The organism is Noviherbaspirillum sp. (assembly GCF_035254865.1).
GTDB lineage: Bacteria > Pseudomonadota > Gammaproteobacteria > Burkholderiales > Burkholderiaceae_D > Noviherbaspirillum.
In genome coordinates, this window is the sequence record NZ_DATFAF010000078.1 from 61,783 (window position 1) to 84,268 (window position 22,486).

Consider the following 22,486-nt stretch of genomic DNA (forward strand, 5'->3'; position numbering starts at 1 on the left):
CTTATTCTGATATTCACAAGATCCATATTGGTTATGAAGAATATGAAGTGGATAAATATTGCGGGAAGCGGGAAGATGGTTTCCCGTGACATCGCGCGTCATTCGCAGCGAAGAAAGGAAGGCATCGCATCATGCTCCGGCAAACACCAGAAGACATTCCGCTGACAGAAAGGCAGTTCCGCCACGTCTTGTCCATGCGGATCGCGACCATCATTGTCGTTTTTTTCACGATCGCGTGGTGTCTGCTTCAGTGGATGCTTCAAAGCGAGCAGCAATTCATGATGGAAGGGCTGAAGCGCCAGTTCGTGCAGCTTGAGGCAGTACTGTGCGCCGTCATCGCCGCATGCGCGTTCCTGCATCTGATCGCAAGCGGCATCGCTTGGCTGGCGACACGCCTGCAAATGCGCCGTCACGACAGGCATGCGCCGCATTTCGGCCATGGCCTGCCTTCGCGGTAAACAGGGCAGGGCCGTCAAACCCAACTTTTGCATTCCCGATACACCACCGCAGTATTCCCTCCCACGTTTCCTCCAAGCGATCACAGGTCCGTATAGCACCTGCTTTCCCTGCCGCCAATGGCATGTTACTTGCACCTCCGCTTGTCTATTTTTTCATTTGTTCGTGAAGGAAATATGAAGGGTCTCGCATCGGCGACGCTTCTCGTTGCATTGATGACTGCCGCCGGCATCGCGTCGCCCCAATCGTCTTCATCGCGTGAAGCGGGGACACGCGCCGGCAGTGTCGACAGCACGGCGCAGCGGAATACGCCGCGTGGCGCGACCGGCGACTCTTCCAGAAGCAGTCTAGGCAGCAAGTTAAAGGCAGGTAAAAAAGACACGGGATTGTGAAGATTCCAATGTGCATTCGGGAGACGTGAAATCGACAATGTCGAAGGAGTCCAGGCAATTGCGCCTGAAGCTTTCATCGCGGCATGTTCGGGCGGATCGGCCGCGCGCAATGTGCGTCGCGTTACACGGTGGAGGGACTGAGGGTGAGCCTGAACTGGATCGGAGGCAACAAGTTTTCTCTGCTGGAAAATGGCGAGCAGTTCTTTCCGCGCGTCTTCGAATCGATCGCCGCCGCCCGGCAGGAAGTGCTGATCGAAACCTTCATCCTGTATGACGACAAGGTCGGCAAGGCCTTGCATGCGGCCTTGCTTGCCGCGGCGTCGCACGGTGCACAGGTCGACATCACCATCGACGGCTTCGGCTCGCCCGCCCTGTCGGAGGAATTTGTTTCGACGCTGACGGCGGCGGGGGTGCGCCTGCATGTTTTCGATCCCGCGCCGCGTCCGTTTTTACGGGTCAATTATTTTCGCCGTCTGCACCGCAAGCTGGTGGTGGTGGACGGCAAGCGGGCATTTGCCGGGGGCATCAACTATTCCGCCGACCATCTCGCCGATTTCGGCCCCGAAGCCAAGCAGGACTACGCGGTCGAAATGGAAGGCCCGATCGTGGCCCACATTCATGCCTTCATGCTTGCTGCACTGGCACAGGGCAAGGTGCGGCGGCGCTGGTTCTGGCGCCGCCAGGCGCAACCCGCTGTCGCTGCGCTGCCCGTCGCCGGTCCTGCAGACGCGGTCTTTGTCTGGCGCGATAACGGTGAACACCGAAACGACATCGAACGCCAGTACCGGCTGGCGATCCGGCTGGCGCGACGGCGCGTCGTGATCGCCAACGCCTACTTTTTTCCCGGCTATGCCTTCCTCCGCGATCTGCGCAAGGCGGCGCGGCGCGGGGTCGAAGTATCGCTGATCCTGCAGGGCAAACCCGACATGCCCATCGTGCAGACCGCCGCCGCGATGTTGTACCGCCACCTGCTGCGCGGCGGTGTGCGGATCCATGAATACTGCGAACGGCCATTGCACGGCAAGGTGGCGCTGATTGACGACGAATGGTCGACAGTCGGTTCCAGCAATCTCGATCCGTTCAGCCTGGCGCTCAATCTGGAGGCCAATGTCATGATCCGCGACCGCGACTTCAACAGCCGGCTCAGCGGTGCGCTGGAACGCTTGATGGCGACCAGTTGCAAGCAGGTCAAAGCCGAGGACCTGCAGGAACCGAGCGCATGGACCAAGCTGCGCAGCTTCGTCCTGTTTCATCTGCTGCGCCGTTACCCGGCATGGGCCGGACGTCTGCCCGCGCATGCGCCGAAGCTGGCCTCCTTGCCGCCCGCCAAGCCTCCCGACGACGCGGAATGCCTGAACGAGACTGCGCATCTATGAACAGCCAGGCGCCGGCGGAGAATCGGTCGTTTGCGGCCAGGCGCTGGTGGCGCTGGCTGACCCGCGCGCTGACGCTGGGCTTCTTCTTGCTTGTCGGCTATCTACTGATGAACCAGGTCCGTTCCGTCGAGTGGGACGAAGTCGTTGGCGCCATGCGCAGCCGGCCATCTTCGGAACTCTGGCTCGCATTGCTGCTGTCCGCAGCCAGTTTCGCGCTTTACAGTTGCTTCGATCTGCTGGGCCGTCATGCCACCGGCCATGGCTTGCCGCTGCCCAAGGTGATGATGGTCAACTTTGTCAGCTACGCATTCAATCTGAATATCGGCTCGATCGTCGGCGGTGTTGCCTTTCGCTATCGACTCTATTCGCGCTTCGGCCTCGATGCCGATGTCATCACCCGCGTGGTGGTGATGAGCATGTTCACCAACTGGATCGGATATGTGCTCCTGTCCGGTGCGGTATTCGCACGGCCGCCATTCGCGCTGCCCGACGAATGGCGGCTCGGGGCCGCAGGCTTGCAGGCGCTCGGCATCGCGCTCCTTGCAGCCGCCGCATCGTATGTATTGTTGTGCGCGTTTGCGCGTCGGCGCACCTGGGAGTTCCGGGGAAAGAAGCTGACCTTGCCCTCGCTGCCGCTGGCGCTCTTGCAGTTATGCATGTCATGCGTCAACTGGCTCCTGATCGCGGCGATATTGTTCGTCTTGCTGCGACAGCAGATCGCGTTCCCCGTGGTGCTGGGCACCTTGCTGGTGGCCGCCATTGCAGGCGTGCTCGCCCATATTCCTGCTGGACTGGGCGTGCTGGAGACCGTCTTCGTCGCGCTGCTGTCCGACCGCCATCCCAAGAGCGATCTGCTGGCGGCCTTGCTCACCTATCGCGCGGTCTACTATCTGCTGCCGCTGGCGATGGCGGCATTGATTTATCTGATTGTAGAACTGCGCGCAAAAAAAGATGGTCGAAGGATGACGAAGCAGACATGAGCCATTGGAGGATGTGCGCAGGCGGTGTGCGGGATGCATCGCACTTGATGTAGATCACAGTTTCTTCAAGCGGCAAAGCGATCTTGTTTGTGTCGTTGGTGTCCTTAAGTGATGCAGAGGACAAAGGCTGCAAGGCGAATGCCCGCCGCGGTATATCACACTGTGGCGGCTTGATGCGAACGACGCGCAGAACGACGCGCATCAAGGCTTGTCGTCAAGAGCAACGCGCGAAGAAGTCGGCGGCCTGATCAGGAAGGGAGTTTTTCCAACCCGGATGGCAAGGAGCAAATGATGAGAAAAGCACTCGAATCGAGGATCGGCGAGATGAGCATTATGGATGCGTCTGGCCATAAGGAACTGAAGTGGAACATGGGCGATCCGAAAGAAATCGCGGCCGCGCAGGAGACATTCGACCGCTTGCTCGAAAAAGGTTATTCCGCTTTCGGCTCCGAACAGAAGGCGGAAACGAAACATGTGGTCAAGGAGTTCGATCCCACGCTGGAAGATCTGGTCATGGTGCCGAGGACGGTAGGGGGCTGAGATGCCCGCACCGAACAGAGCATGGCAGATGCTCGGCAGCGTGGGGCGTGTCTTCGATCGCGTCATGTCCTGGATGCGGAAAGCGCAACGGGACAGCGACCGCACACGTCGCGACGTCATACGGTGCGAGCGGCGGGCCAATCGCAAGTCGCTCACACTGTTGCTGAAACAGTTGAATCCGGAGCAACGCCGGGAATTCCGGCAGTACAAGCATTTTCATGTCATCGGCGGCAACACCGGCGAACGCTACCGCATTCGCGTGGACCTGATCGGCAACATCGATGTGCTGCGCTATGACGGCAAGGTGAAGTATCGCTTGTGCGTGCGGCCGGCCGGCGAGATTCCGGTCTATGACGTGATGGCGGCGCAATTGCTGCACCTGCAGGACGCAGAGACCGAACAGCGCTTTCTGCAACGCGGCAATGTCCTGTCCGCCCTGCCGGAAGATCATATCTGCCTCCGCTCGACCTGGGCTTCCTGAGGAAAGCCACAGCGCTATCCGGGTAACGCTGCCATTGCCTGAAACCTGAAGCCCGAGGTGTCACCGCCTCCCGCATGTGGCAAGCGCCGTGCGGGTTTGCCCGACAGCGGCCGTCTCCCTGCGGCGGGACGGCCGCTGTGCCGATCGGATCATTAGTTGTCGACGCCGCCGTCATACCGTGTTTAAATGATGCATGACGGCAACACCGGCGCCGCCGCCCCGGCGGTACAACACGACAACTCTTCGACCGCGATGATCGACTGGATCCGACGTCTCTTTTCCGATTCCGGCAAACAGGCCGCTGCGCCGCAAGCAGCCGCCATTGCAGCTCCGACGGTGAAAACGCGGACAGCCCGATTCGCCGCGGACGATGTGACGTCCATGCAGCGTTACCAGGTCGATTTCATGTTTTCGAGCTGGCTCTTCGAATCCGAAGACCAGACCGAGATCTTCACCAACCGCAATGAAGATACGATCCTCGCCGCGCTCCAGGAGGTGGTGAATTCGAAGGATTCCGGCGCCCACATGGTGCATCGCATGCCGGGTGTGATCCCGCAATTGCTGCAAAGCCTGCGCAATCCGGAATTCGACGGCGTCGATCTGGCGCGCCGCATCTCGCACGATGTCGTCCTGGTCGCGGAAGTCCTGCGCCTGGCCAACAGCGTCGCCTTCCGGCCCGGCACGCCGATCGACGGCATCGACCATGCGATCCTGGTGCTGGGGCAGAACGGGCTGCGCCAACTGATCTCCGGCGTCGCGTTCCGGCCCATCATCAATCTCAATTCCGGCGCGTTCACGAAAAATCTCGCGCCACGACTGTGGGCGCAATCCGAACAATGCGCCTTCGCCTGTAACATGCTGGCGCAGGATGAGCCTGCCGATCCGCTCGATGCCTTCCTCGCCGGACTGGTGCAGAACGTCGGCCTGACGGTCTCGCTGCGCATCATCGACAAGATATGCGATCTCAGGCAGCCGATCGGATCGCCGACCTTCTGCAACGAGCTTGCCGCGCAGGGCCGCATACTCACCGGCAACATCGGGCGCGAATGGCATTTCCCCGACGCCGTCATGACCGCGATCCGCGAACAGGAGTCCGACGAAAAACTCGCAAGGCTGTCGCCGATCGGAAAAATCCTCTGGATGGGCGATTACCTCAGCAAGATCGACATCCTGGCCCGGCGCGGCCGTCTCGACATCGAGGATCCCAAGGTGCTGGAAGGATTGTCGGACAAGGAAATCGATTGCCTCAAGAAGCTTGTGGAAGTGGATGAGCGCGACTGGTTGTCGGCGGCTGTGGCGGCGAAGTCACGCTAGATTCTCGGCTCGCGAAGCCAAGTATTTGTCCTCCAGGGTCAGCCCTGCCGCGCCGTGGGCGGCATAACATGCGTATTCATGCCGGCACGGCATGCAACGACACACAGTCATGGGAATATTCCGATGGACGCACTGATCCGAACAACTTGCGATGCACCCTCCGGCGCGATGCCGTTCTCGCGTCGAAGCGACTTTGTGACCGCCGAGGTGGTCGAGAAGGGCATCGCACTGCAGGAAGTCCTCGGAACGAAAGCCGCAGCCGATTTCCTGCGCCACAAGATGATCGACATGGAGGTCGCGAGCCGCGTCCTGTTGCGGCCGGCGGAACGTCGCGGCTAGCCAAACTGCCGCCGGAAGCGCCACACGCACATGCCGAACAAGGCGCCGCCCAAACCGATCAGTGCCAGTACCGAAGGCCACAATACGTCGAGCCCCGCACCGCGAAAAATAATGCCGTAGGAGCATTCGATGAAGTGATGCAGCGGCGACCAGTTCACCAGCTCGGCCAGCCAGGGCGGCATCGATTCCGGCGCGGTCCAGGTACCCGACAGCATGGTCATCGGCGCCGAGATCAGGATGGTAAGCATGCCGACCTGCGCCTGGTTGCGCACGAAGGTCGCCATCAGCAAACCCAATCCGGAAATGTTGAACACGTACAGCGCGTTGAGCGCAAAGAACAGCAGCGCGTCGCCGCGAAAAGGCACGCCGATCAGCGGTTGCATGATCGCGTACATGCTGGCGGCGGAGCCGAGCAGAACCAGCAGCGTGGTGGCAATCACTTTCGACAGCATCACCTGGAACGGCGTCACCGGCGAGACGAGCAATTGCTCGATGGTGCCGCGCTCCTTCTCGCGGACGAAGGCCGCCGCCGGCAGCAATACCGCCACCACCGTCATCATGGTGAGCCATTGCCCGACTGCGTTGAACCAGTGGCCATTTAGATTGGTATTGAAGAAGACGCGGGTGCGATTGTCGATCGAGGCAATCACCGGCGGCGGATCGCCCGACGAGATCGGCGACATCCGCACGCGCTGCGCGTAGTCCTGCGAAAAATACCCGATGATGCGCTCGACATAGGACGGCGCCAGATAGCCGAGCGCCACATTGCTGGCATCGACCTGCAATTGCAGGTGCGCGGTTTCCTGTCCATTGCGCAGAGTCTCGTCGAAGCGCGCCGGAATGTCGAGCACCATCATGGTCTTGCCACGATCCAGCAAGTCCAGCCCATGCACGGGACGCGTGACTTCACCTGCGAAATCGAAATACGGCAGCATGAAGCGATAGCTCAGTTCCCGCGAAGACTGGCTGTGGTCGGCATCGTGCACCGTCAGCTTTGCATTCAGCAGATCGCCGGTCATGCCGACGCCGGCGACGTAGATATCGAGCGTGAACACATAGACGACAAAGATCAGCAGCGGGATATCGCGCAGCAATTGCTTCAGGTCCTTTTGCGTGAGTACCGCCACGCGGCGTATCCACAGCGTGAGCGGGCGGCGTGGCGCAGCGCTTCGATCGTTCATGATGGCGTACGCTTTCTGAAGACCGCGTAGGAGACGATCAGCAAGCCGGCCGCGTAGACCGCGAGGAACAGCACATCGGTCCACAGCATCGCCCAGCCGGTTCCCTTCAGGAAGGCGCCTTGCACGATGTTGTTGTAATACACCGGCGGGAAGAGGTGCGCCAGCACGCGCGAACTGGTGGGCAGGAAAGCCACCGGCGTGAACATGCCGGAGAACTGCACCGCCGGCACGATCGCGAGAATGACCGTGATCAGGAGCGCCGAGCCTTGCGTGCGCACCAGCGTCGATACCAGGAAGCCGATGCTGCAAGTGCAGGACACGTAGACCACCGAGGCGAGGAAGAAGAACAGGATGCTGCCCTTGAAGGGCGCGCCGAAATGCAGCGTCGCAATCAGCCAGAGCACGATGGCGTTCACGGTGGAGATCAGGATGTTGGGCAGTAGTTTGCCGAGCAGGTATTCCGCACGGGTGACGGTGGATGCGTAGATGTTGTAGATCGAACCGGTTTCCTTTTCGCGTACGACCGACAGCGAGGTCAGGACCGCGGGTGCGACCATCATGGTGAACATGATCAGCGAGGGCGCAACCGACCAGATGCTGTGCAATGCCTGGTTGAACAGGTAGCGTACTTCGAGGTGGACAGGCTGCACCATCACCTGCGCGCGCGCCGGCGGCATGCCGAAGCGCTCGCTCAGTTGCTGCACCTGCAAGGCGTTGTTGGCATCGCGGTTGATCGCATCCACATAGCCGGCGATGCCGCGCACGCGATAGGCAAAGGTGCCGTCGAGGATGGTCTGGATCGCCACCGATTTCCTGCCCTTCAGGTCTTGCTCGAAGCGCGGCGGGAGAACGATCACCACGCGCAGCTTGCCGGCCCGCAGCAAACGGTCGCCTTCATGCAAATCGCGCAGATAGCCCTTGAATGAGAAATAGCGCGAGTCGATGAAATGGTTCGCATATTCGCGGCTCATGGCGGACTGGTCCTGGTCGAGCACCGCGAATGGCACGTTCACGGTGTCCATGTTCATGCCGTAGCCGAACACGACCATCCATGCGACCGGCATGATGAAGGCAAGCAGGAAGAACACCTTGTCGCGCACGATCTCGCGCCACTCCTTGAGGAACAGAGTGCTGACGCGCTGGAAATTCATGCCGCCTCCTCGGGTCGCGTGCCGTTGCCGTCTTTCTCCAGACGCGTGATGCGATGCACGAAGACATCCTCGATGGACAGGGGCTGTGCTTCGATTGCCGGATGTTCATCCAGCGCGGCCAGCAGCGCGCGAATGCGCCCGCTGTCTTCTCCGGGATTGCGGGAGAACACATGAATGTACTTGCCATGCAGCGACGCCCCGGCGTATCCGGCTTCGTTCAGCAGCGACAAGGCGCGCTGCAAGGGGCGGGCGGAAATCTCCAGCAGGACGCCTGCCTGCGCTTCCGTCTCGTGCTTCAATTCGGCGGGAGCGGCATCGGCGATCATGCGGCCGCCGTGCATCAATGCCAGCCGGTCGCAGTATTCGGCCTCCGACATGTGATGGGTGGTGATGAGGATGGCCACGCCGTCCTGGCGCGCGAGATCGAACAGGATGTTCCAGAAACGCCGCCGCCCGATCGGGTCGACACCCGACGTCGGCTCGTCGAGAAACAGCACTTGCGGCCGATGCAGCAGCGCGCAGCCGAGCGCCAGGCGCTGGCGCAAGCCCATCGGCAGGCTGGCCGCCGGCGTATCGCGATTGCCGCCCAGTCCGGCCATCTCCATCACCCATTCCATGCGCGCGGCAGCCTGCTTCCGGTCGAGGCCGTAGATGCCGGCGTACAGGCGGATGTTCTCGACCACGCTCAGGTCGGTGTACAGAGAAAACGCCTGCGACATGTAGCCGATGCGTTCCTTGATGCCTTGCGAGGCGGAACGCATGTTGACGCCGGCGACATAGCCGGTGCCGCTGGTCGGGCGCAGGATGCCGGTGAGCATCTTGATGACGGTGGTCTTGCCGGCGCCGTTCGCGCCCAGCAGGCCGAAGATCTCGCCCGGCGCGACGGAAAAATTCGCATGGTCGACGGCGCGAAAGTCGCCGAAATCGCAGGTGAGATCGTTCGCTTCGATGGCCTTGGTGCCGGTGGCTTCCTTCGGCGGCGCGGCGGCCGATGTGGTCGCCGGGAGCACCGAATCTTTGCCTATCAGTGCAACGAACACCTCTTCCAGCGGCGCGCCGGGCGAGAGTCTTCCCTGCGGCAGTTGTTCGTGCAAGGCATCCGGTTCGCCAGTGGCGAGAATCCTGCCCTCATGCATCAAGGCCACGCGATGGAAGCGGCTGGCCTCATCCATGTATGCCGTCGAGATCAGGGCCGTGATGCCTTGATCCTGCACCAGCTTGGACAGGATCGTCCAGAAATCGCGGCGCGACACCGGATCGACGCCGGTAGTGGGTTCGTCGAGAATGATCAATTCCGGCTCGTGCATCAGCGTGCATACCAGCCCGAGCTTTTGCTTCATGCCGCCCGAGAGGTTTTTCATCGGACGGTCGCGGAAGCGCGTCAGGCGCGTCATCGCGAGCAGCGCCGCCTTGCGCTCGGCCAGCACGCGTTCGTCGACCAGCCGCAGACGCGCAAAGAAATCGATGTTCTCCTCGACGCTCAGCTCGCCGTACAGGTTCTGTCCCAGCCCTTGCGGCATCAGGCCGATGCGGTCCTTGATCTTCTCGCACGCGGCTTCGGAGTCGAGGCTCACGCCCAGCACCTTGACGGTGCCGGCATCGAAGGTCTGCACACCCGCGATCGCCTTGATGAGGCTGGACTTGCCTGCACCGTCCGAACCGATCAGTCCGAACAGTTCGCCGCGCCGCACATGCAATCTGATGCCGTCGGCGGCACTGGTTTTGCCGTAGGCCTTGGAAAAGCCTTCGACGTCGACGACTTCTACCAGCGCGGGCGGGTCCACTCCACACCTTCCTTCCATCGTATGACTGCATCGGCTGGCAGTCCCGGCGTGAGACGATGATCCGGATTCTTGTCGAGGTACAGTCTTACCGCGTAGGTGAGTTTGGTGCGTTCGTCCTGCGTCTGCACCTCCTTGGGCGTGAACTCGGCGCGCGACGAGATCGTCTTGACTGTCGCCGCGAAAGGCGTGTCGGGAAAGGTATCGGTGTAGAGGCGCGCGGGCAGGTTCAGGCGCACCTTACCGATCAGGGTTTCCGGCACGTAGACGTTGAGATAGAGCTTGTCGAGGTCGACGATGTCGAAGATGGGGCTGCCCGCGCCGAGCACTTCCCCCTTGTCGCGAAAGCGGGTCAATACCACGCCGGCGGACGGCGCCTTGATCGCCAGATCGTCGAGCACGCTGTGCGCTTCTTCCAGTGCTGCCCGTGCCTGCGCCAGCTGTGCTTCCAGCGCGGCGATCTCGGCGGCTTTCGCCTGCAGCCGGTCCCATCCCAGCCGCGCATCCGCCAGTTGCTTGTCCGCTTGCCGGACTGCGTCCTGCGCTGAGTGCTCGTCGGAGCGGGCTGCGGTCAGGGCGAGGTCGGCTTGCTCCGCGCGCTGCGCATCGATGAAGTGGCGCTCGACCAGCATGTGCACGCGCTCCGACTCGCGCGCCGCCTGCTGTGCCGAGGATTGCGCCTTTGCCGCGCCATTGCGTGCGCGCGACAGATTGGCTTCGGCAATGCCGATCGCATTCGGCACTTCTTTCTTCAGGACGGCGTAGGCGCTTTTCGCCGCATCCACCTGGGCGCGCGCGGCATTCGCTGCCGATTCCAGTTGCTTTACGCGCGCATTCGCCTGCGAGTCGTCCAGCATCGCCAGTATCTGTCCCGCAACCACCGTGTCACCCTCGCGCACGCGCAGATCGGCAATGCGATTGGCAATTTTTGGGGAAACAATCACATGGTCGCCTTCGAGGCGGCCATTGGCCTGGATCAGTCCGTCGGGAAGCGTGCGCTTGCCGGACTGCACATAGAAAAAATAGGCCATTCCGGCAAGCACGGCTACTGCCAGAAAAATCGCGAGGGATCGTTTGTTGGCCCACATGCTGGGATAGTAAGCACCGGCACGCGCGGGTTTCGTTGACGCAAGTCAAAGCCGTTCGAATGGCCGGACTGAAGGGCTCGATAAACGTGAGCACAGACAATTTTTTGCCAAGAAGTAAGCCCTCGGTCACAAACCGCGCAGCCGGAACACCATCAACTGCTGAGCGCGCGCATCTCGCTGTAAAGGTTCGCCTTGCCCTCGAATCCGATGCCCACCAGCTCCGGCATCGTGACATAACCGTTCACCACCTCGACGCCATCGGGGAAGCCGCCGAAAGGCTGGAACAGGTCGGGATAGGATTCATTGCCGCCCAGCCCGAGGCCGGCCGCGATGTTGAGCGACATCTGATGTCCGCCATGCGGAATGCAGCGCAGCGGCGACCAGCCATGCTGGCGCAGCATCTCGAGCGTGCGCAGGTATTCGACCAGGCCGTAGCTCAAGGCGCAGTCGAATTGCAGCCAGTCGCGGTCCGGGCGCATGCCGCCGTAGCGGATCAGGTTGCGCGCATCCTGCATCGAGAACAGGTCTTCGCCGGTGGCCATCGGCTTGTCGTAGTAATTGCGCAGCACCGCCTGCAATTCGAAGTCGAGCGGATCGCCCGCTTCCTCGTACCAGAACAGGTCGTATTGCGACATCGCCTTCGCATAGGCGATCGCGGTATCCATGTCGAAGCGGCCGTTGGCATCGACGCACAATTTCTGTCCGTCCTGCAGCACCGACAGCGCCGCGTCGATGCGGCGCAGGTCGTCATTGAGCGAGGCGCCGCCGATCTTCATCTTCACCACGTTGTAACCGCGGTCGAGATAGCTGCGCATCTCGTCCTTCAGCGCGTCGTCGTTCTTGCCCGGATAGTAGTAACCGCCCGCGGCGTAGACGAAGATATCCTTGTTCACCGTGCCGTCGCCGTAGCGCTCGGCCAGCAGGCGGAACAGCGGCTTGTTCTCGATCTTCGCGACCGCATCCCAGATCGCCATGTCGATGGTGCCGACCGCCACCGAGCGCTCGCCGTGGCCGCCCGGCTTCTCGTTGGTGAACATGCAATTCCAGATCTTGTGCGGGTCAAGATTGTCGCCCTGCTCGTTGACCAGCGATTCCGGGCTGGCGGACAGGATGCGCGGAATGAAGCGTTCGCGCATCAGGCTGCCCTGGCCGTAGCGGCCGTTCGAGTTGAAGCCGTAGCCGACCACCGGCTTGCCGTCGCGCAGCACGTCGGTGATGACGGCGACCAGGCTCAGCGTCATCTTGCTGAAGTCGATGTAGGCATTGCGGATGGGGGAACTGATGGGAATGGTTTTTTCGCGGATTTCAACGATTTTCACGGGCGGCTCCTTGCGTGAGGAAAGTCAGAGAGTGTTACGATACGCCGCCGCGGCGGCTCTATAATTCACTTCAATTCACACCATTATTGAATTGAAGTGAAAGCCGACACCGCTTCCGAACTCGTCTTCTTCGCGCTGCTTGCCAAAAAAGCCAGTCTGTCCGCCACGGCGCGCGAACTCGACATCACGCCGCCCGCCGCGACCAAGCGCCTGGCCCAGATGGAAAAACGGCTCGGCGTGCGCCTGGTCAATCGCACGACGCGTACCTTGAGCCTGACTGCCGAAGGCGAGCTGTATCTTGCGCACGCAATGAAGATCCTGGCCGAGATTCGCGAGATGGAAGAGCAGGTCGCCGGCGGCCGTAGCGCGCCGAAGGGTTTGCTGCGCGTGAACGCCACCCTCGGCTTCGGCCGCACCACGGTCGCGCCCATCATCTCTGCCTTCGCGCAGCGCTTTCCCGACGTCGAGGTGCAACTGCAACTGACCGATCGCCCCATCAATCTGGTGGAGGAAGCCTTCGACCTCGGCATCCGCTTCGGCGAGCTGCCGGATGCGCGGCTGGCCGCGCGCAAGCTCATGTCGAATCGCCGCTTCCTGTGCGCCGCGCCGTCCTACCTGAAGAAAAACGGCACGCCGCGCACGCCCGAAGAGCTTGCACGGCACCGCTGCATCATCCACCGCCAGAATGATGAAGCGCACGGCATCTGGCGACTGACGCGCGGCCGCAAGACCGATTCCGTCAAGGTGGGCGGCACCCTGTCGAGCAATGACGGCGACGTGGTGCTGAACTGGGCGCTCGACGGGCACGGCATCCTGCTGCGCTCGGAATGGGATGCGGCCAAGTACCTGCAAAGCGGCCGTCTCCAGCTCGTCCTGGAGGAATACAAGCCGGCACCGGCCGACCTGTTCGTGTTCTATCCGACCCAACGCAACCTGCCTGCGCGGGTACGCGCCTTCATCGATTTCTTCGTCACCGCCCTCAACAAGCCGTAAGCCTGAACGGCAGGTCCACAAGTTCACCTTGCGTTTTCAGCCAGGCAATGTCGATTCAGCATTCTTGTTTTTTTGGTATTAAAAAACACGTAAATCCGCGCTTGACAGGATGACTCAAGCGCCTATACTCCATCCACATGGATGGTTTATAGATGGTTTAAGGATGGAATCGGAGAGAAAATGACCCGCGAAATAGCAAGCCAGGATGCCCGGCAAAAGGTACCGGAGACAGAAAAGATCACGATCAATCTCGGTCCGATCGACCTGGGGCAGATCGACCTGCTGGTGCAGGAAGGCTTCTATTCCAACCGCACCGACCTGATCCGCACAGCCATCCGCAATCAGCTGCAGGCACACGGCGACGTCATCAAGCAAACCGTCGCACGCAAGAGCCTGGTGCTCGGCCTGCAGCATTACTCGCGCGCGGATCTGGAGGCCGTGCGCGCCGCCGGACAGAAATTGCAAATACAAGTGTTGGGCCTGGCCAGCATCGGTGCGGATGTCACGCCCGAACTGGCGCTGGCAACCATCGACTCTGTGACCGTGCTGGGTGCCTTGCATGCCAGTGCCGCCGTCAAGGCCGCTTTGGCCGGACGGATTTTTTAAGGAACGATTTCCATGAAACTCAATGAAGGCTTTCTCGCGCAAATGCGCGAAGCGACCGAACTTCTACGAAGCTCCGGCCCGATGGCAGCGACCGCCGCCATCCAGCGCGCGCTGCATGGCGCAGCGCCGAATACGACCGCGCAGCAAGTGGACTGGACCGCTTTCCTGCCGCAGCAGCCGGAGCTGCGCGACATCAATCCCGCGCCCGCCAAGCCGGATCCGGCCTCGAATCCGGCCGCGGACATCCTGGCACGCTTGCGCAAAATGGGACAGGGCAAGTGGAAAGGCATGTCGGCCCTGCAACCTGTCCAGGACATCGATCCTGACATCGACCTTGCCGGCAAAGGGCGCTATCTGTCCGGATCGTGCAGCAATCGCGCCGGCACGCGTGCCTACAAGCTCTATGTCCCCAGCAGCTACCGGGAACAGGGAGGCGAGGCCCTGCCGCTGATCGTCATGCTGCACGGCTGCAAACAGCATCCGGACGATTTTGCGGTCGGCACCGGAATGAATACGGTGGCTGAAGAGAACAACTGCTTCGTCGTCTATCCGGCGCAAATGCAGGGTGCCAACGGATCCAATTGCTGGAACTGGTTCAAACCGGAAGACCAGCGGCGCGACGGCGGCGAACCCTCCATCATTGCCGACATGACGCGCGAGATCATCCGCACCTACAACATCGATCCCGCTCGCGTCTATGTTGCCGGCCTGTCCGCGGGCGGCGCAATGGCCGCCATCATGGGCGCCACCTATCCGGAACTGTATGCCGCAGTCGGCGTTCACTCCGGTTTGCCTTACGGGGCGGCGCACGATCTGCCATCCGCGTTTGCAAGCATGCGAGGAGGCAAGGGCAAAGCGGAGCCGCAAGGCATCGGCGCCAAAGCGCCGGCATCGCTGGAACAGTCGATTCCCATCATCGTGTTCCATGGCGACCGTGACACGACGGTACATCCCAGCAATGGCGACCAGGTGCTGGCGCAGTGCACATCGCCATCGCGCGACACAGCGCATCAGCCCGAACACAAGGTGGAAAAAGGCGCAGCGCCCAATGGACGCACGTACACAAGAAGCATACGCCTCGACCGCGAGGGCAGGGCAGTTGCGGAACACTGGGTCGTGCACGGCGCGGGGCACGCGTGGTCAGGCGGAAGCGGGAAGGGCTCGTACACTGATCCGAAGGGACCGGACGCATCGCGCGAAATGCTGCGCTTCTTCAGGAGTCATTCGCGCGGCGCGACGCGAGCTTGAAGCATGGCTGCTGTGGCGTCAACGTAGATGGAGCCCGGTGCCTGAAACGGCATCGGGCTTAGCGCGTCAGCATTGATGCGACTGGAGGCGGCGAGAACCAAGGGGTTATGAATTGCGCGCCAAAGAGCGTCTGATTGCCTGTCCGGGCTTAATGCGCCTAGTCTACATCGCATCAACTTACACGCATCCTTTGCTGGCGAATGTCCGATGTTTGGCAGACAGTGGGCAGGCGTCCTACAACCCTTACATTTTCCTGCCAGTCAACTGAATTCCGCCTCTGGCCGAGGAGCGGTGTATTGTCGCCGGTCGTCGTGTTTGTCTCGTCTCCAGCGGTGTATCTACCTCGAATCTACCGCCTGCTTACCAACCAGCGCCGGTGATAGCCCGGCCGCATTCACTTCATACTGCCGACCGCACAATTGTGGCGATAGTTGCAATTGCTGCTCGACGTCGGGATTTTTTCGTGCGGGACGAGCACGTGAGTTATTTTGCCTGCAGCGGCATGCTGTCGAACTTCACGCCGGCCCAGCCGGTTTTCATGAAATTGCGGATGTTCTGATGATCAGTGCCGGCCGGATTGTTCAGCACATCGTCGCGGTAGTAGGCGCCGAAACATGCAAGCGTCTGCGCTTCCGACAGGTGATGGAGCTTGGCGAAAGCAAACAGCTTGCATGAACCGGAATTCTGCCCGGCTTCGTTCCTGAGTTCGCCGTTAGTGAATGCCGCCGGCGTGAAATCATAGGCCGCGTTGATCGCTGCCATCGTCTCGTCGAAGGTGACGGAAGATGGATCGTCCTGGAGTTTTTCGAGAAAGCTATCGAGGTTCATGGTGTGTATGGCGCAGGTGGAGAAACGCAGCATTCTAGCGCCAATTTCCTTGCCGCTTTGGAACACGCCCCCAGACATCATTTCTTGCCCGCGTGAACCCGGCCGCGCCTGACGATGTCAACATTCACGGAACCGTCAGAACGTCGCATCGATTTATGCCGATCCCGGAAATTGCCATCAAGACGATAGGAGATCTTTCGCGCGAAGTAAGAGCTCTCGCGCCGATCGAGAAATGGTTGTTCCGCGGACAAACCGACGCCTGCTGGGATCTTGCACCGAGCGTGCATCGCGGCTATACCGCGCAACAGGAGCGCTACCTGACCAATGAATTCCGTGTGCGCGCGCGCAGCCGGCATTTCTCCTGTCCGTCGAGCGATGATTATCCGGGATGGCTTGCGCTGATGCAGCATTACGGCTTGCCGACGCGTCTACTGGACTGGACCTACTCGCCCTTGATCGCGGCCTTCTTTTCGGTGCATCCGGATTATGTGCCGCCGAGGCAGAGCATCGATCGTGATGCGTGCATATGGGTGTTGGATGGACGCAAGCTGAACGAGTCGCAGGGTTTCGAGCCTTTGATTTTTCCCCTGGACGCGTCGTCTTACGAGCCGCTCATCGCGCCGGCATTCAAGAACCGTGACGAGCTCGATACCGTCGGCGTCGCAATGGCGATCGAACACGATCCGCGCATTCAACTGCAGCAAGGAGCATTCACCATCCATTCCAGTCGGACGCCGATCAATCTGATCGAGGGTGCCGATGGCTGGCTGCGAAGATTGATTGTCAGAAGCGAAGATATCCAGTTCTTCTTTGAAGAACTGACTGCGCTTGGGATCAGGAAATTCACGCTGTTCCCCGATCTGTCGGCGCTGACCTCGGAACTGAGGTCCATGCATCGGCCGAGCGACGGATGCTATTAAGCCTCGCCTGTCGCGCTCCGTTCGTAGCAGCAACTTGCGGCGGGGCAGCTTGAGCAATCCTTTGTGCGGCGCTTGTTTTGTTTGCTATTGCGGCAAATCGCGTGCACTATCGACCGGGTAATTGTAAGGAGTCAAACTCATGTCCCATACCACAGCAGAACCCATGCTCACCAGCGCCGGCGTTGCCTTCACCGTGTGCGTCGATTCGATCAAGCGCGCCTGCGTGATTTCCAATGATGCGCTTGCCAAGCTAAGCAAGCTCAAGAGCATCGACAGCGATCCGATGACCACCTTCCGCGCCTTCGAGGCCACCATCACTGGCGTCGCGCGCCGGCTTGTCGCCGCCAACGTGCCGGGCACGCCGCTCCTGATCCTTCCGCAGTTTTTCCGCTGATCGCTCGTCGCAAGCAAGCGAAAAGACAGACGCAAAAAAGCCCGCCGAAGCGGGCTTCCATTCAACACAAGGTTCAACTCGCCGAGCGCCCATGCTATCTGCATGGTGCCCGCGGCTTTAGAAGAATTTTCCTGCGATTACCGGGCGCTGCATGGCGGCGGCCCGATAACATATGAATTCTGCTGCTGTGTGATCTGAACTGATCAGACCGGGCGGATGTTGCTCGCCTTTTCGCCCTTGGGGCCGGTGCTGCGTTCAAACGACACGCGCTGGTTTTCGGCCAGGCTCTTGAAGCCGCTAGCCTGGATGTCCTGGAAGTGTGCGAACAGATCCGCGCCACCGCCGTCCGGCGTAATGAAGCCGAAGCCCTTGGAATCGTTAAACCATTTTACTGTGCCAGTAAGAGTACTCATGTATTACCTCTAAAAAAATAAGGGACGAAGCCCATAAGGGCACGAAGCCCGATAAGCACTTGCGACCAAGAGATGCAACTGAGGTATTCAAACAGGAATGGCTCTGAGGCAGAGCAAGACGGGAAAGAGGACCAGAAGGAACGACAACTTGATGAAGTGCAGAAGTCAATATACAGGGATTAGCGCTATTCGCCTAATCTTATTTTCGATTTGGTGAAAATAACTGAAAGCACCAGGGCGGGTTCGTGTGCCGGGCCTGATGCCTGCGCAGTATTGCTGTGACAGCAAGGATGCAACGCGGTCAACGCGATGTCATCTTTGCCTTGCCGGATCAATACCGGCGGTGTTGCGGGCGGGACGGGCCGCTGCCGCGATTCTCGATGTGACGGAAGGTGATGCGTCCCTTGCTCAGATCGTACGGAGACAATTCGAGCGAGACCTTGTCGCCTGCCAGGATGCGGATGTGGTTCTTGCGCATCTTGCCGGAGGTGTAGGCGACCAGTTGGTGCCCGTTATCCAGATTGACGCGAAAACGCGAATCCGGGAGGACTTCAACGACGCTGCCACTCATTTCAATCAGTTCTTCTTTAGCCATGTGTAATTCCCATTCAAAGTTGGTGCGGCGGCCGAATCATCAGTCGGCAGCGGGCTGAGTCTTGACCGTGCGCGTGCGCACAGCGCAGGAGAGAGCGGCCTGCGCGCAGATTCATGCGATTTCTCTCTTGCGGCGCGCCCGGACTGCGGGCGGGCTTGATGCGTGTCAGTGATGCGGTCTTTGCACAAGGGCGCGGCCGCAGACTTGAACGATTGTCGACATACCCGAGTTGCCAGGCCGGATGCCAACGGTGGGTTGACGGGTTCCGGGTACGAATGTGATCCCGGAAAGGTGTTTGTTGCGTTGAGATACCACATTGTACTCCACATGGGGGCCACGCGACGCGACATTTGCCCAATCGTCGCCGACGCGAGCGTGCAAATGCCATTCATGCATCAAAGTGCAGGCGCTGCTTGCATCGGCTGGGGAATTCATTTGAGCGCTCTCAACAAGAGCGAATCTGGTGTGAATTCGACGGCCCGCGACGAACCAAAATTCCTGACCGCGTGCTCAAGAGACGCGGTGCGGTATTTCCTTGTCCCATTCATCCGGGTTTTTTGTGGGTCGCGGATGCCGGCATATCGATGTATCCGGCAACCGCTCATTATTCAGAATGAGAGAAAACCATGCACTCGGAAAACACGACTATCTCGCTGTACCAGAACCCCATTCCACCACAGATCGAAACGGACATGGAGGAGTTGTATCAACATCGGTATGCGTCCTACCTGCAACTGCAGGTCTACGAGCACATTACCGAGAACACAAGAACCTATGTGGCAAGCAGAAACGGCAAGACTTCGGTCGCGCTGATATTCCGCCTCGAGGCGGACAGGGCCTGTGTTCTCAATGAGCAGATGTGGATAGCCGAGGAGGAGATCGAACGCTTCGTGCACCACGTCTTCGATGTCTTTCCGAACGTAAATGTGGTCTCCTTTCCTGTCATCCGCGCCGACATCCGGCGACTCTCGTTTCCCCATCAGCAGTTTCACTCCACGCAGGATATCGTCCTCGGCCTGCCGCGGTCGATCGAGGAATACATGGCGCGCCTGGGGAAATCGACGCGCAACTATCTCAAGCGGTATCTCAACAAGTTCAAGCGCGACCACCCCTCGTTCCAATTCCAGGTCTTTGCCGGCGAGGAGATCCAGGAGGCTGACGTGCGCGCCATCATCGCCTTGAACAAGGCAAGGATGCACGGCAGGAACAAGACCTCGTACATCGACGACGAAGAAGAACGCCGCATGCTCACGCTGCTGAAACTGCGCGGCTTCGTCGGTGTCGTGACCGCCAACGGGCGGGTCTGCGCCGGCACCATCAACTATCGGTTCGGGAACAATTATTTCCTGCAGGTGCTGTCGCATGACCCTTGCTTCGATGAGTACGGACTCGGAACCCTGTGCTGCTACCTGACGATCTGCGAATGCATCGCGCGCCAGGGAACGGAATACCATTTCCTCTGGGGCCAGTACGAGTACAAGTACCGGCTGCTCGGCGTGCAGCGCGACCTCGATCACCTCGCGGTTTATCGCACGCGCATGCAGATGCTTCGCCATCTGCCGATGGTGCTGCGGATTGCACGCGAGGGCTGCAACTACTCGGCCAGAAGCTGGCTCCTGAACAAGGCGCGACGCAAGGACGACACGAGCATCGCCTCGACCTTGATATTCCATCTCGTGAACGGTTTGCGGGATGCCAAGCATGCCGCGGCACGCTTGATGCACCGCGAGCATGGCATTGCCGATGGGCTGCCGGCGCCAAGGGAACGGCAGTAAGGCAGTCCGCCTTCTGCGGCGCTCGACATACGATCAGCCCGTTTTCATCCTCGCTGCCTGGGAAAGAGAGGTCGTCATTCATGAATACGCTCAGCAGTGCTCCGTCCATCGGCAAGAAAACCGGTGAGAGTCTTCCGGAACAGCAGGCACGATCCGTGGAATTCAGCATCGCCTGTTACGACCGGGAGGTGCCGCCGTTTGCCGGCGTCGAGATAGAACGCCTGCATGGCCATCTCTACTGCCTGCCCTCGTACCTCGCGATGACCGGGCAGCTCGATGGCGCGAGCACCTATGTCGCCAGCAAGGATGGGGTGCCGGCCACCGTTCTCCTGTTCCGGATGGAAGGCCATGCAGTTACCGTCATCAGCGAATTCGTGCAACTCGATGAAGAGGAAATCCGGCGCTTTGCGGCATACATGTTCGGCACGTTCAGCTCGGTCAGACGGATCAGCTTCAACCGGGTGCGGACCGTGCTCCGAAGTCTGCCTTACCCATGGCATGCGGTGAACCATACCGAGGACATGATCGTCGAACTGCCGGCCACGCCGCAGGAATACGATGCCCGCATCGGCAAGAACATGCGGCGCAACATCAAGCGCTACACCAGTGCCTTGCAACGCGATTTCCCGACCTATGCCTACCGCATTTGCGACGCGGAGGACATCGGCGAACAGGACATTCGCGACATCATCCGCCTGGGCTGCGTCAGGATGGAGAGCAAGAACATCGAACCGCGCTATACCGAAGAGGAAACGCGATGGATCGTGCAGTTGGCGAAACGGTGCGGCCTCATTGGTCTCGCCACCATCGACGGGAAGGTGTGTGCGGGCGCAATCGGTTTTCGTATCGGTGAAAATTACTTCATGCACGTGATCGCGCACGATCCGCAGTACAACGATTACAGCCTCGGCATTCTCTGCTACTACCACACGATATGCGAAGGCATTGCACGCGGCGGCAAGCGTTTCCATTTACTGCAAGGACGGTATGGCTACAAGTACCGGTTGCTGGCGGAGCGCCACGACATTCAACACCTCGACATCTACCGCAATCCGGTACACGCAATCGCGCAGGGCAAGCGCATCGTCAGGAAGGCGCTCGATGGACGCGTTCTCGCAATCAAGCAGTGGCTGCTGCATGATGCGGAGCGCTCCGATGCGCCGGGCGCGCGCTTCATCGCGCAAGTCGTGAACCGGCTGCGGCAGCGCAAGAGGTCGTCCGGCGATGCCGTTCGGCCGCCTCAGGAATCCACCACCACCCATCCCTCCGGAAAGAAATCCTCCGGATGATTCAGGTGATCCAGCGCATTCATGCGCCGCGTCCTGACCACGATCTTGTCGGGATTTTTGTTGAGGTACGCGGCCCACCAGCTGAACGAGCTGAAGCCGGCCGTCACATTGTGCTTGCAGCGGCTCATCAGGTGCAGGTCCTCGTAGCCGCGCTCCGGGCCGTTATGGTCGACGTAGCTGACCTGGCCGCGTATCGGAAGATGCGCTTTCGCCCATGCGATTTCATCGGAAAAGACAAAGAAGTGGGGATGCGCCAGTTTTTCCTCGAAGTAGGCAATCGCATTCCGGTAATACTGATCGGTGACCACGCCTTCGTACCAGCTCCGGTATTCCGGGTTGGTGACGACGTCGCCGCGACGCACATGCAGGCTGACCGATTCGCACGCCAGAATGCGTTCTTCAACGATCCTGCTCTGCGAAGACAAAGGCGCTTTCAGTTTCAGTTCGTCCACGATCTGATCGCGCAGCGAATCGAAATACCGATATGAAAGGAAGCAGCCCCGCAGGATCGTCTCATCGGGCAATTCGAAAAAATGCGGCTTGTAATGCCAATCGCCGCGCGCTTCCATGAACATGCGCTTGTGGGTGCCGGATAGTCTCATTGCCAGCTTCGACAAGTCCACGCCCTGATCGCGCAACAGTCTTACCGCGCTTCTGAGAATCTTGATGTCGCGCAGGCAGCTCTTGATGGCGCTATAGGCGCCGATGCCCGATGCCTGTCCGGCCGGCACGGCTGCGGACATGTCCGGGTAATCGGCCTTGATATCGAATTTGTCGAGCTGAAATGAATGCCCGACATATTCGCCGAAGTTGCGTCCTTCCCTGCAGTCAGTATCGACATCCAGATAGAGCGAAGTATGGTGCTTGTGCGCCAGGGCGCGTGCTGCGGCGTACATGAACAATTGGTTGCCGAGGCCGCTATGAATTTGTACGACGATCATCCGATTTTTCTCCTCGTTACGAGCGGCTGAATTCAATGCCGTCTTGCCGTTGACATGCGGGCGCACGGCATGCCTCCGCCTCTTGG

Annotated in this window: 23 protein-coding genes; 14 read left to right on the forward strand and 9 right to left on the reverse strand. The window is 60.2% G+C overall.

Features of this window, described 5'->3' with window-relative positions:
* The first annotated feature begins 131 nt into the window (after window positions 1-131).
* The 7 genes from VJ651_RS19450 to VJ651_RS19480 all read left to right on the forward strand — a co-directional run bounded on the left by VJ651_RS19450 (window position 132) and on the right by VJ651_RS19480 (window position 5,878).
* The gene (locus VJ651_RS19450; protein ID WP_324109029.1) at window positions 132-458 is read left to right on the forward strand and encodes a hypothetical protein; all 327 of its coding nucleotides are present in this window, start codon (window positions 132-134) and stop codon (window positions 456-458) included.
* Window positions 459-931: 473 nt separating this feature from the next.
* Window positions 932-2,224 carry a cardiolipin synthase ClsB gene (gene clsB, locus VJ651_RS19455; protein ID WP_324109030.1) on the forward strand — a complete coding sequence of 431 codons (1,293 nt, stop codon included), beginning with the start codon at window positions 932-934 and terminating at the stop codon, window positions 2,222-2,224.
* Window positions 2,221-3,204 (forward strand): lysylphosphatidylglycerol synthase domain-containing protein, encoded by a 984-nt coding sequence (locus tag VJ651_RS19460; protein ID WP_324109031.1) that lies wholly within the window; start codon window positions 2,221-2,223, stop codon window positions 3,202-3,204. Before clsB ends, VJ651_RS19460 begins: the two co-directional genes overlap by 4 nt.
* A gap of 291 nt (window positions 3,205-3,495) precedes the next feature.
* Window positions 3,496-3,744 carry a hypothetical protein gene (locus VJ651_RS19465; protein WP_324109032.1) on the forward strand — a complete coding sequence of 83 codons (249 nt, stop codon included), beginning with the start codon at window positions 3,496-3,498 and terminating at the stop codon, window positions 3,742-3,744.
* A 1-nt stretch (window position 3,745) separates the two neighbouring features.
* Window positions 3,746-4,225, forward strand: a complete 480-nt coding sequence (locus VJ651_RS19470) for a hypothetical protein (RefSeq protein WP_324109033.1) — start codon at window positions 3,746-3,748, stop codon at window positions 4,223-4,225.
* A gap of 186 nt (window positions 4,226-4,411) precedes the next feature.
* Window positions 4,412-5,539: an HDOD domain-containing protein gene (locus tag VJ651_RS19475; protein ID WP_324109034.1), complete on the forward strand. Its 1,128-nt coding sequence runs from the start codon at window positions 4,412-4,414 to the stop codon at window positions 5,537-5,539.
* Between the two features lie 123 nt (window positions 5,540-5,662).
* On the forward strand, window positions 5,663-5,878 hold the full coding sequence (locus VJ651_RS19480; RefSeq protein WP_324109035.1) for a hypothetical protein: 216 nt from the start codon (window positions 5,663-5,665) through the stop codon (window positions 5,876-5,878).
* Here VJ651_RS19480 and VJ651_RS19485 read toward each other — a convergent pair.
* The 5 genes from VJ651_RS19485 to VJ651_RS19505 form a co-directional block, all read right to left on the reverse strand.
* Complete coding sequence (locus VJ651_RS19485) at window positions 5,875-7,059, reverse strand: ABC transporter permease (RefSeq protein ID WP_324109036.1); 1,185 nt, start codon at window positions 7,057-7,059, stop codon at window positions 5,875-5,877. The genes VJ651_RS19480 and VJ651_RS19485 overlap by 4 nt on opposite strands.
* Complete coding sequence (locus VJ651_RS19490; protein WP_324109037.1) at window positions 7,056-8,210, reverse strand: ABC transporter permease; 1,155 nt, start codon at window positions 8,208-8,210, stop codon at window positions 7,056-7,058. The genes VJ651_RS19485 and VJ651_RS19490 overlap by 4 nt, the downstream gene beginning before the upstream one ends.
* Window positions 8,207-9,994, reverse strand: coding sequence for an ATP-binding cassette domain-containing protein (locus tag VJ651_RS19495; protein ID WP_324109038.1), 1,788 nt, complete (start codon window positions 9,992-9,994; stop codon window positions 8,207-8,209). Before VJ651_RS19495 ends, VJ651_RS19490 begins: the two co-directional genes overlap by 4 nt.
* A complete protein-coding gene (locus tag VJ651_RS19500; protein ID WP_324109039.1) occupies window positions 9,973-11,034 on the reverse strand; it encodes an HlyD family secretion protein in 1,062 nt (353 codons plus the stop codon). Before VJ651_RS19500 ends, VJ651_RS19495 begins: the two co-directional genes overlap by 22 nt.
* A gap of 197 nt (window positions 11,035-11,231) precedes the next feature.
* Window positions 11,232-12,398, reverse strand: coding sequence for a mandelate racemase/muconate lactonizing enzyme family protein (locus VJ651_RS19505; protein ID WP_324109040.1), 1,167 nt, complete (start codon window positions 12,396-12,398; stop codon window positions 11,232-11,234).
* 96 nt (window positions 12,399-12,494) lie between these two features.
* Here VJ651_RS19505 and VJ651_RS19510 point away from each other — a divergent pair, with 96 nt between their 5' ends.
* The 3 genes from VJ651_RS19510 to VJ651_RS19520 all read left to right on the forward strand — a co-directional run bounded on the left by VJ651_RS19510 (window position 12,495) and on the right by VJ651_RS19520 (window position 15,245).
* Window positions 12,495-13,391, forward strand: coding sequence for a LysR substrate-binding domain-containing protein (locus tag VJ651_RS19510; RefSeq protein WP_324109041.1), 897 nt, complete (start codon window positions 12,495-12,497; stop codon window positions 13,389-13,391).
* A 180-nt stretch (window positions 13,392-13,571) separates the two neighbouring features.
* Window positions 13,572-13,997, forward strand: coding sequence for a CopG family transcriptional regulator (locus VJ651_RS19515; protein ID WP_324109042.1), 426 nt, complete (start codon window positions 13,572-13,574; stop codon window positions 13,995-13,997).
* A gap of 12 nt (window positions 13,998-14,009) precedes the next feature.
* Window positions 14,010-15,245 (forward strand): PHB depolymerase family esterase, encoded by a 1,236-nt coding sequence (locus VJ651_RS19520; RefSeq protein ID WP_324109043.1) that lies wholly within the window; start codon window positions 14,010-14,012, stop codon window positions 15,243-15,245.
* Between the two features lie 483 nt (window positions 15,246-15,728).
* Here VJ651_RS19520 and VJ651_RS19525 read toward each other — a convergent pair whose 3' ends face one another.
* A complete protein-coding gene (locus VJ651_RS19525; RefSeq protein ID WP_324109044.1) occupies window positions 15,729-16,106 on the reverse strand; it encodes a HopJ type III effector protein in 378 nt (125 codons plus the stop codon).
* A 122-nt stretch (window positions 16,107-16,228) separates the two neighbouring features.
* Here VJ651_RS19525 and VJ651_RS19530 point away from each other — a divergent pair, with 122 nt between their 5' ends.
* Together VJ651_RS19530 and VJ651_RS19535 are read left to right on the forward strand one after the other, a co-directional pair.
* Entirely contained in the window at window positions 16,229-16,993 is a 765-nt protein-coding gene (locus VJ651_RS19530; protein ID WP_324109045.1) for an FRG domain-containing protein, read from the forward strand.
* Between the two features lie 139 nt (window positions 16,994-17,132).
* Window positions 17,133-17,387 carry a DUF1488 family protein gene (locus tag VJ651_RS19535; RefSeq protein WP_292932344.1) on the forward strand — a complete coding sequence of 85 codons (255 nt, stop codon included), beginning with the start codon at window positions 17,133-17,135 and terminating at the stop codon, window positions 17,385-17,387.
* 203 nt (window positions 17,388-17,590) lie between these two features.
* Here VJ651_RS19535 and VJ651_RS19540 read toward each other — a convergent pair whose 3' ends face one another.
* Both VJ651_RS19540 and infA read right to left on the reverse strand, forming a co-directional pair.
* Window positions 17,591-17,800 carry a cold-shock protein gene (locus VJ651_RS19540; RefSeq protein WP_292932342.1) on the reverse strand — a complete coding sequence of 70 codons (210 nt, stop codon included), beginning with the start codon at window positions 17,798-17,800 and terminating at the stop codon, window positions 17,591-17,593.
* 331 nt (window positions 17,801-18,131) lie between these two features.
* Complete coding sequence (gene infA, locus VJ651_RS19545; protein ID WP_136418645.1) at window positions 18,132-18,395, reverse strand: translation initiation factor IF-1; 264 nt, start codon at window positions 18,393-18,395, stop codon at window positions 18,132-18,134.
* Window positions 18,396-19,021: 626 nt separating this feature from the next.
* On the opposite strand from infA, the gene VJ651_RS19550 reads away from it, so the two are divergent.
* Together VJ651_RS19550 and VJ651_RS19555 are read left to right on the forward strand one after the other, a co-directional pair.
* Complete coding sequence (locus tag VJ651_RS19550) at window positions 19,022-20,170, forward strand: GNAT family N-acetyltransferase (protein WP_324109046.1); 1,149 nt, start codon at window positions 19,022-19,024, stop codon at window positions 20,168-20,170.
* An 80-nt stretch (window positions 20,171-20,250) separates the two neighbouring features.
* Window positions 20,251-21,459 (forward strand): GNAT family N-acetyltransferase, encoded by a 1,209-nt coding sequence (locus tag VJ651_RS19555; RefSeq protein ID WP_324109047.1) that lies wholly within the window; start codon window positions 20,251-20,253, stop codon window positions 21,457-21,459.
* On the opposite strand, the gene VJ651_RS19560 is transcribed toward VJ651_RS19555, so the two are convergent.
* Window positions 21,411-22,400 (reverse strand): alpha-1,2-fucosyltransferase, encoded by a 990-nt coding sequence (locus VJ651_RS19560; protein WP_324109048.1) that lies wholly within the window; start codon window positions 22,398-22,400, stop codon window positions 21,411-21,413. The two genes, VJ651_RS19555 and VJ651_RS19560, sit on opposite strands and share 49 nt — an antisense overlap.
* Window positions 22,401-22,486: the final 86 nt, after the last annotated feature.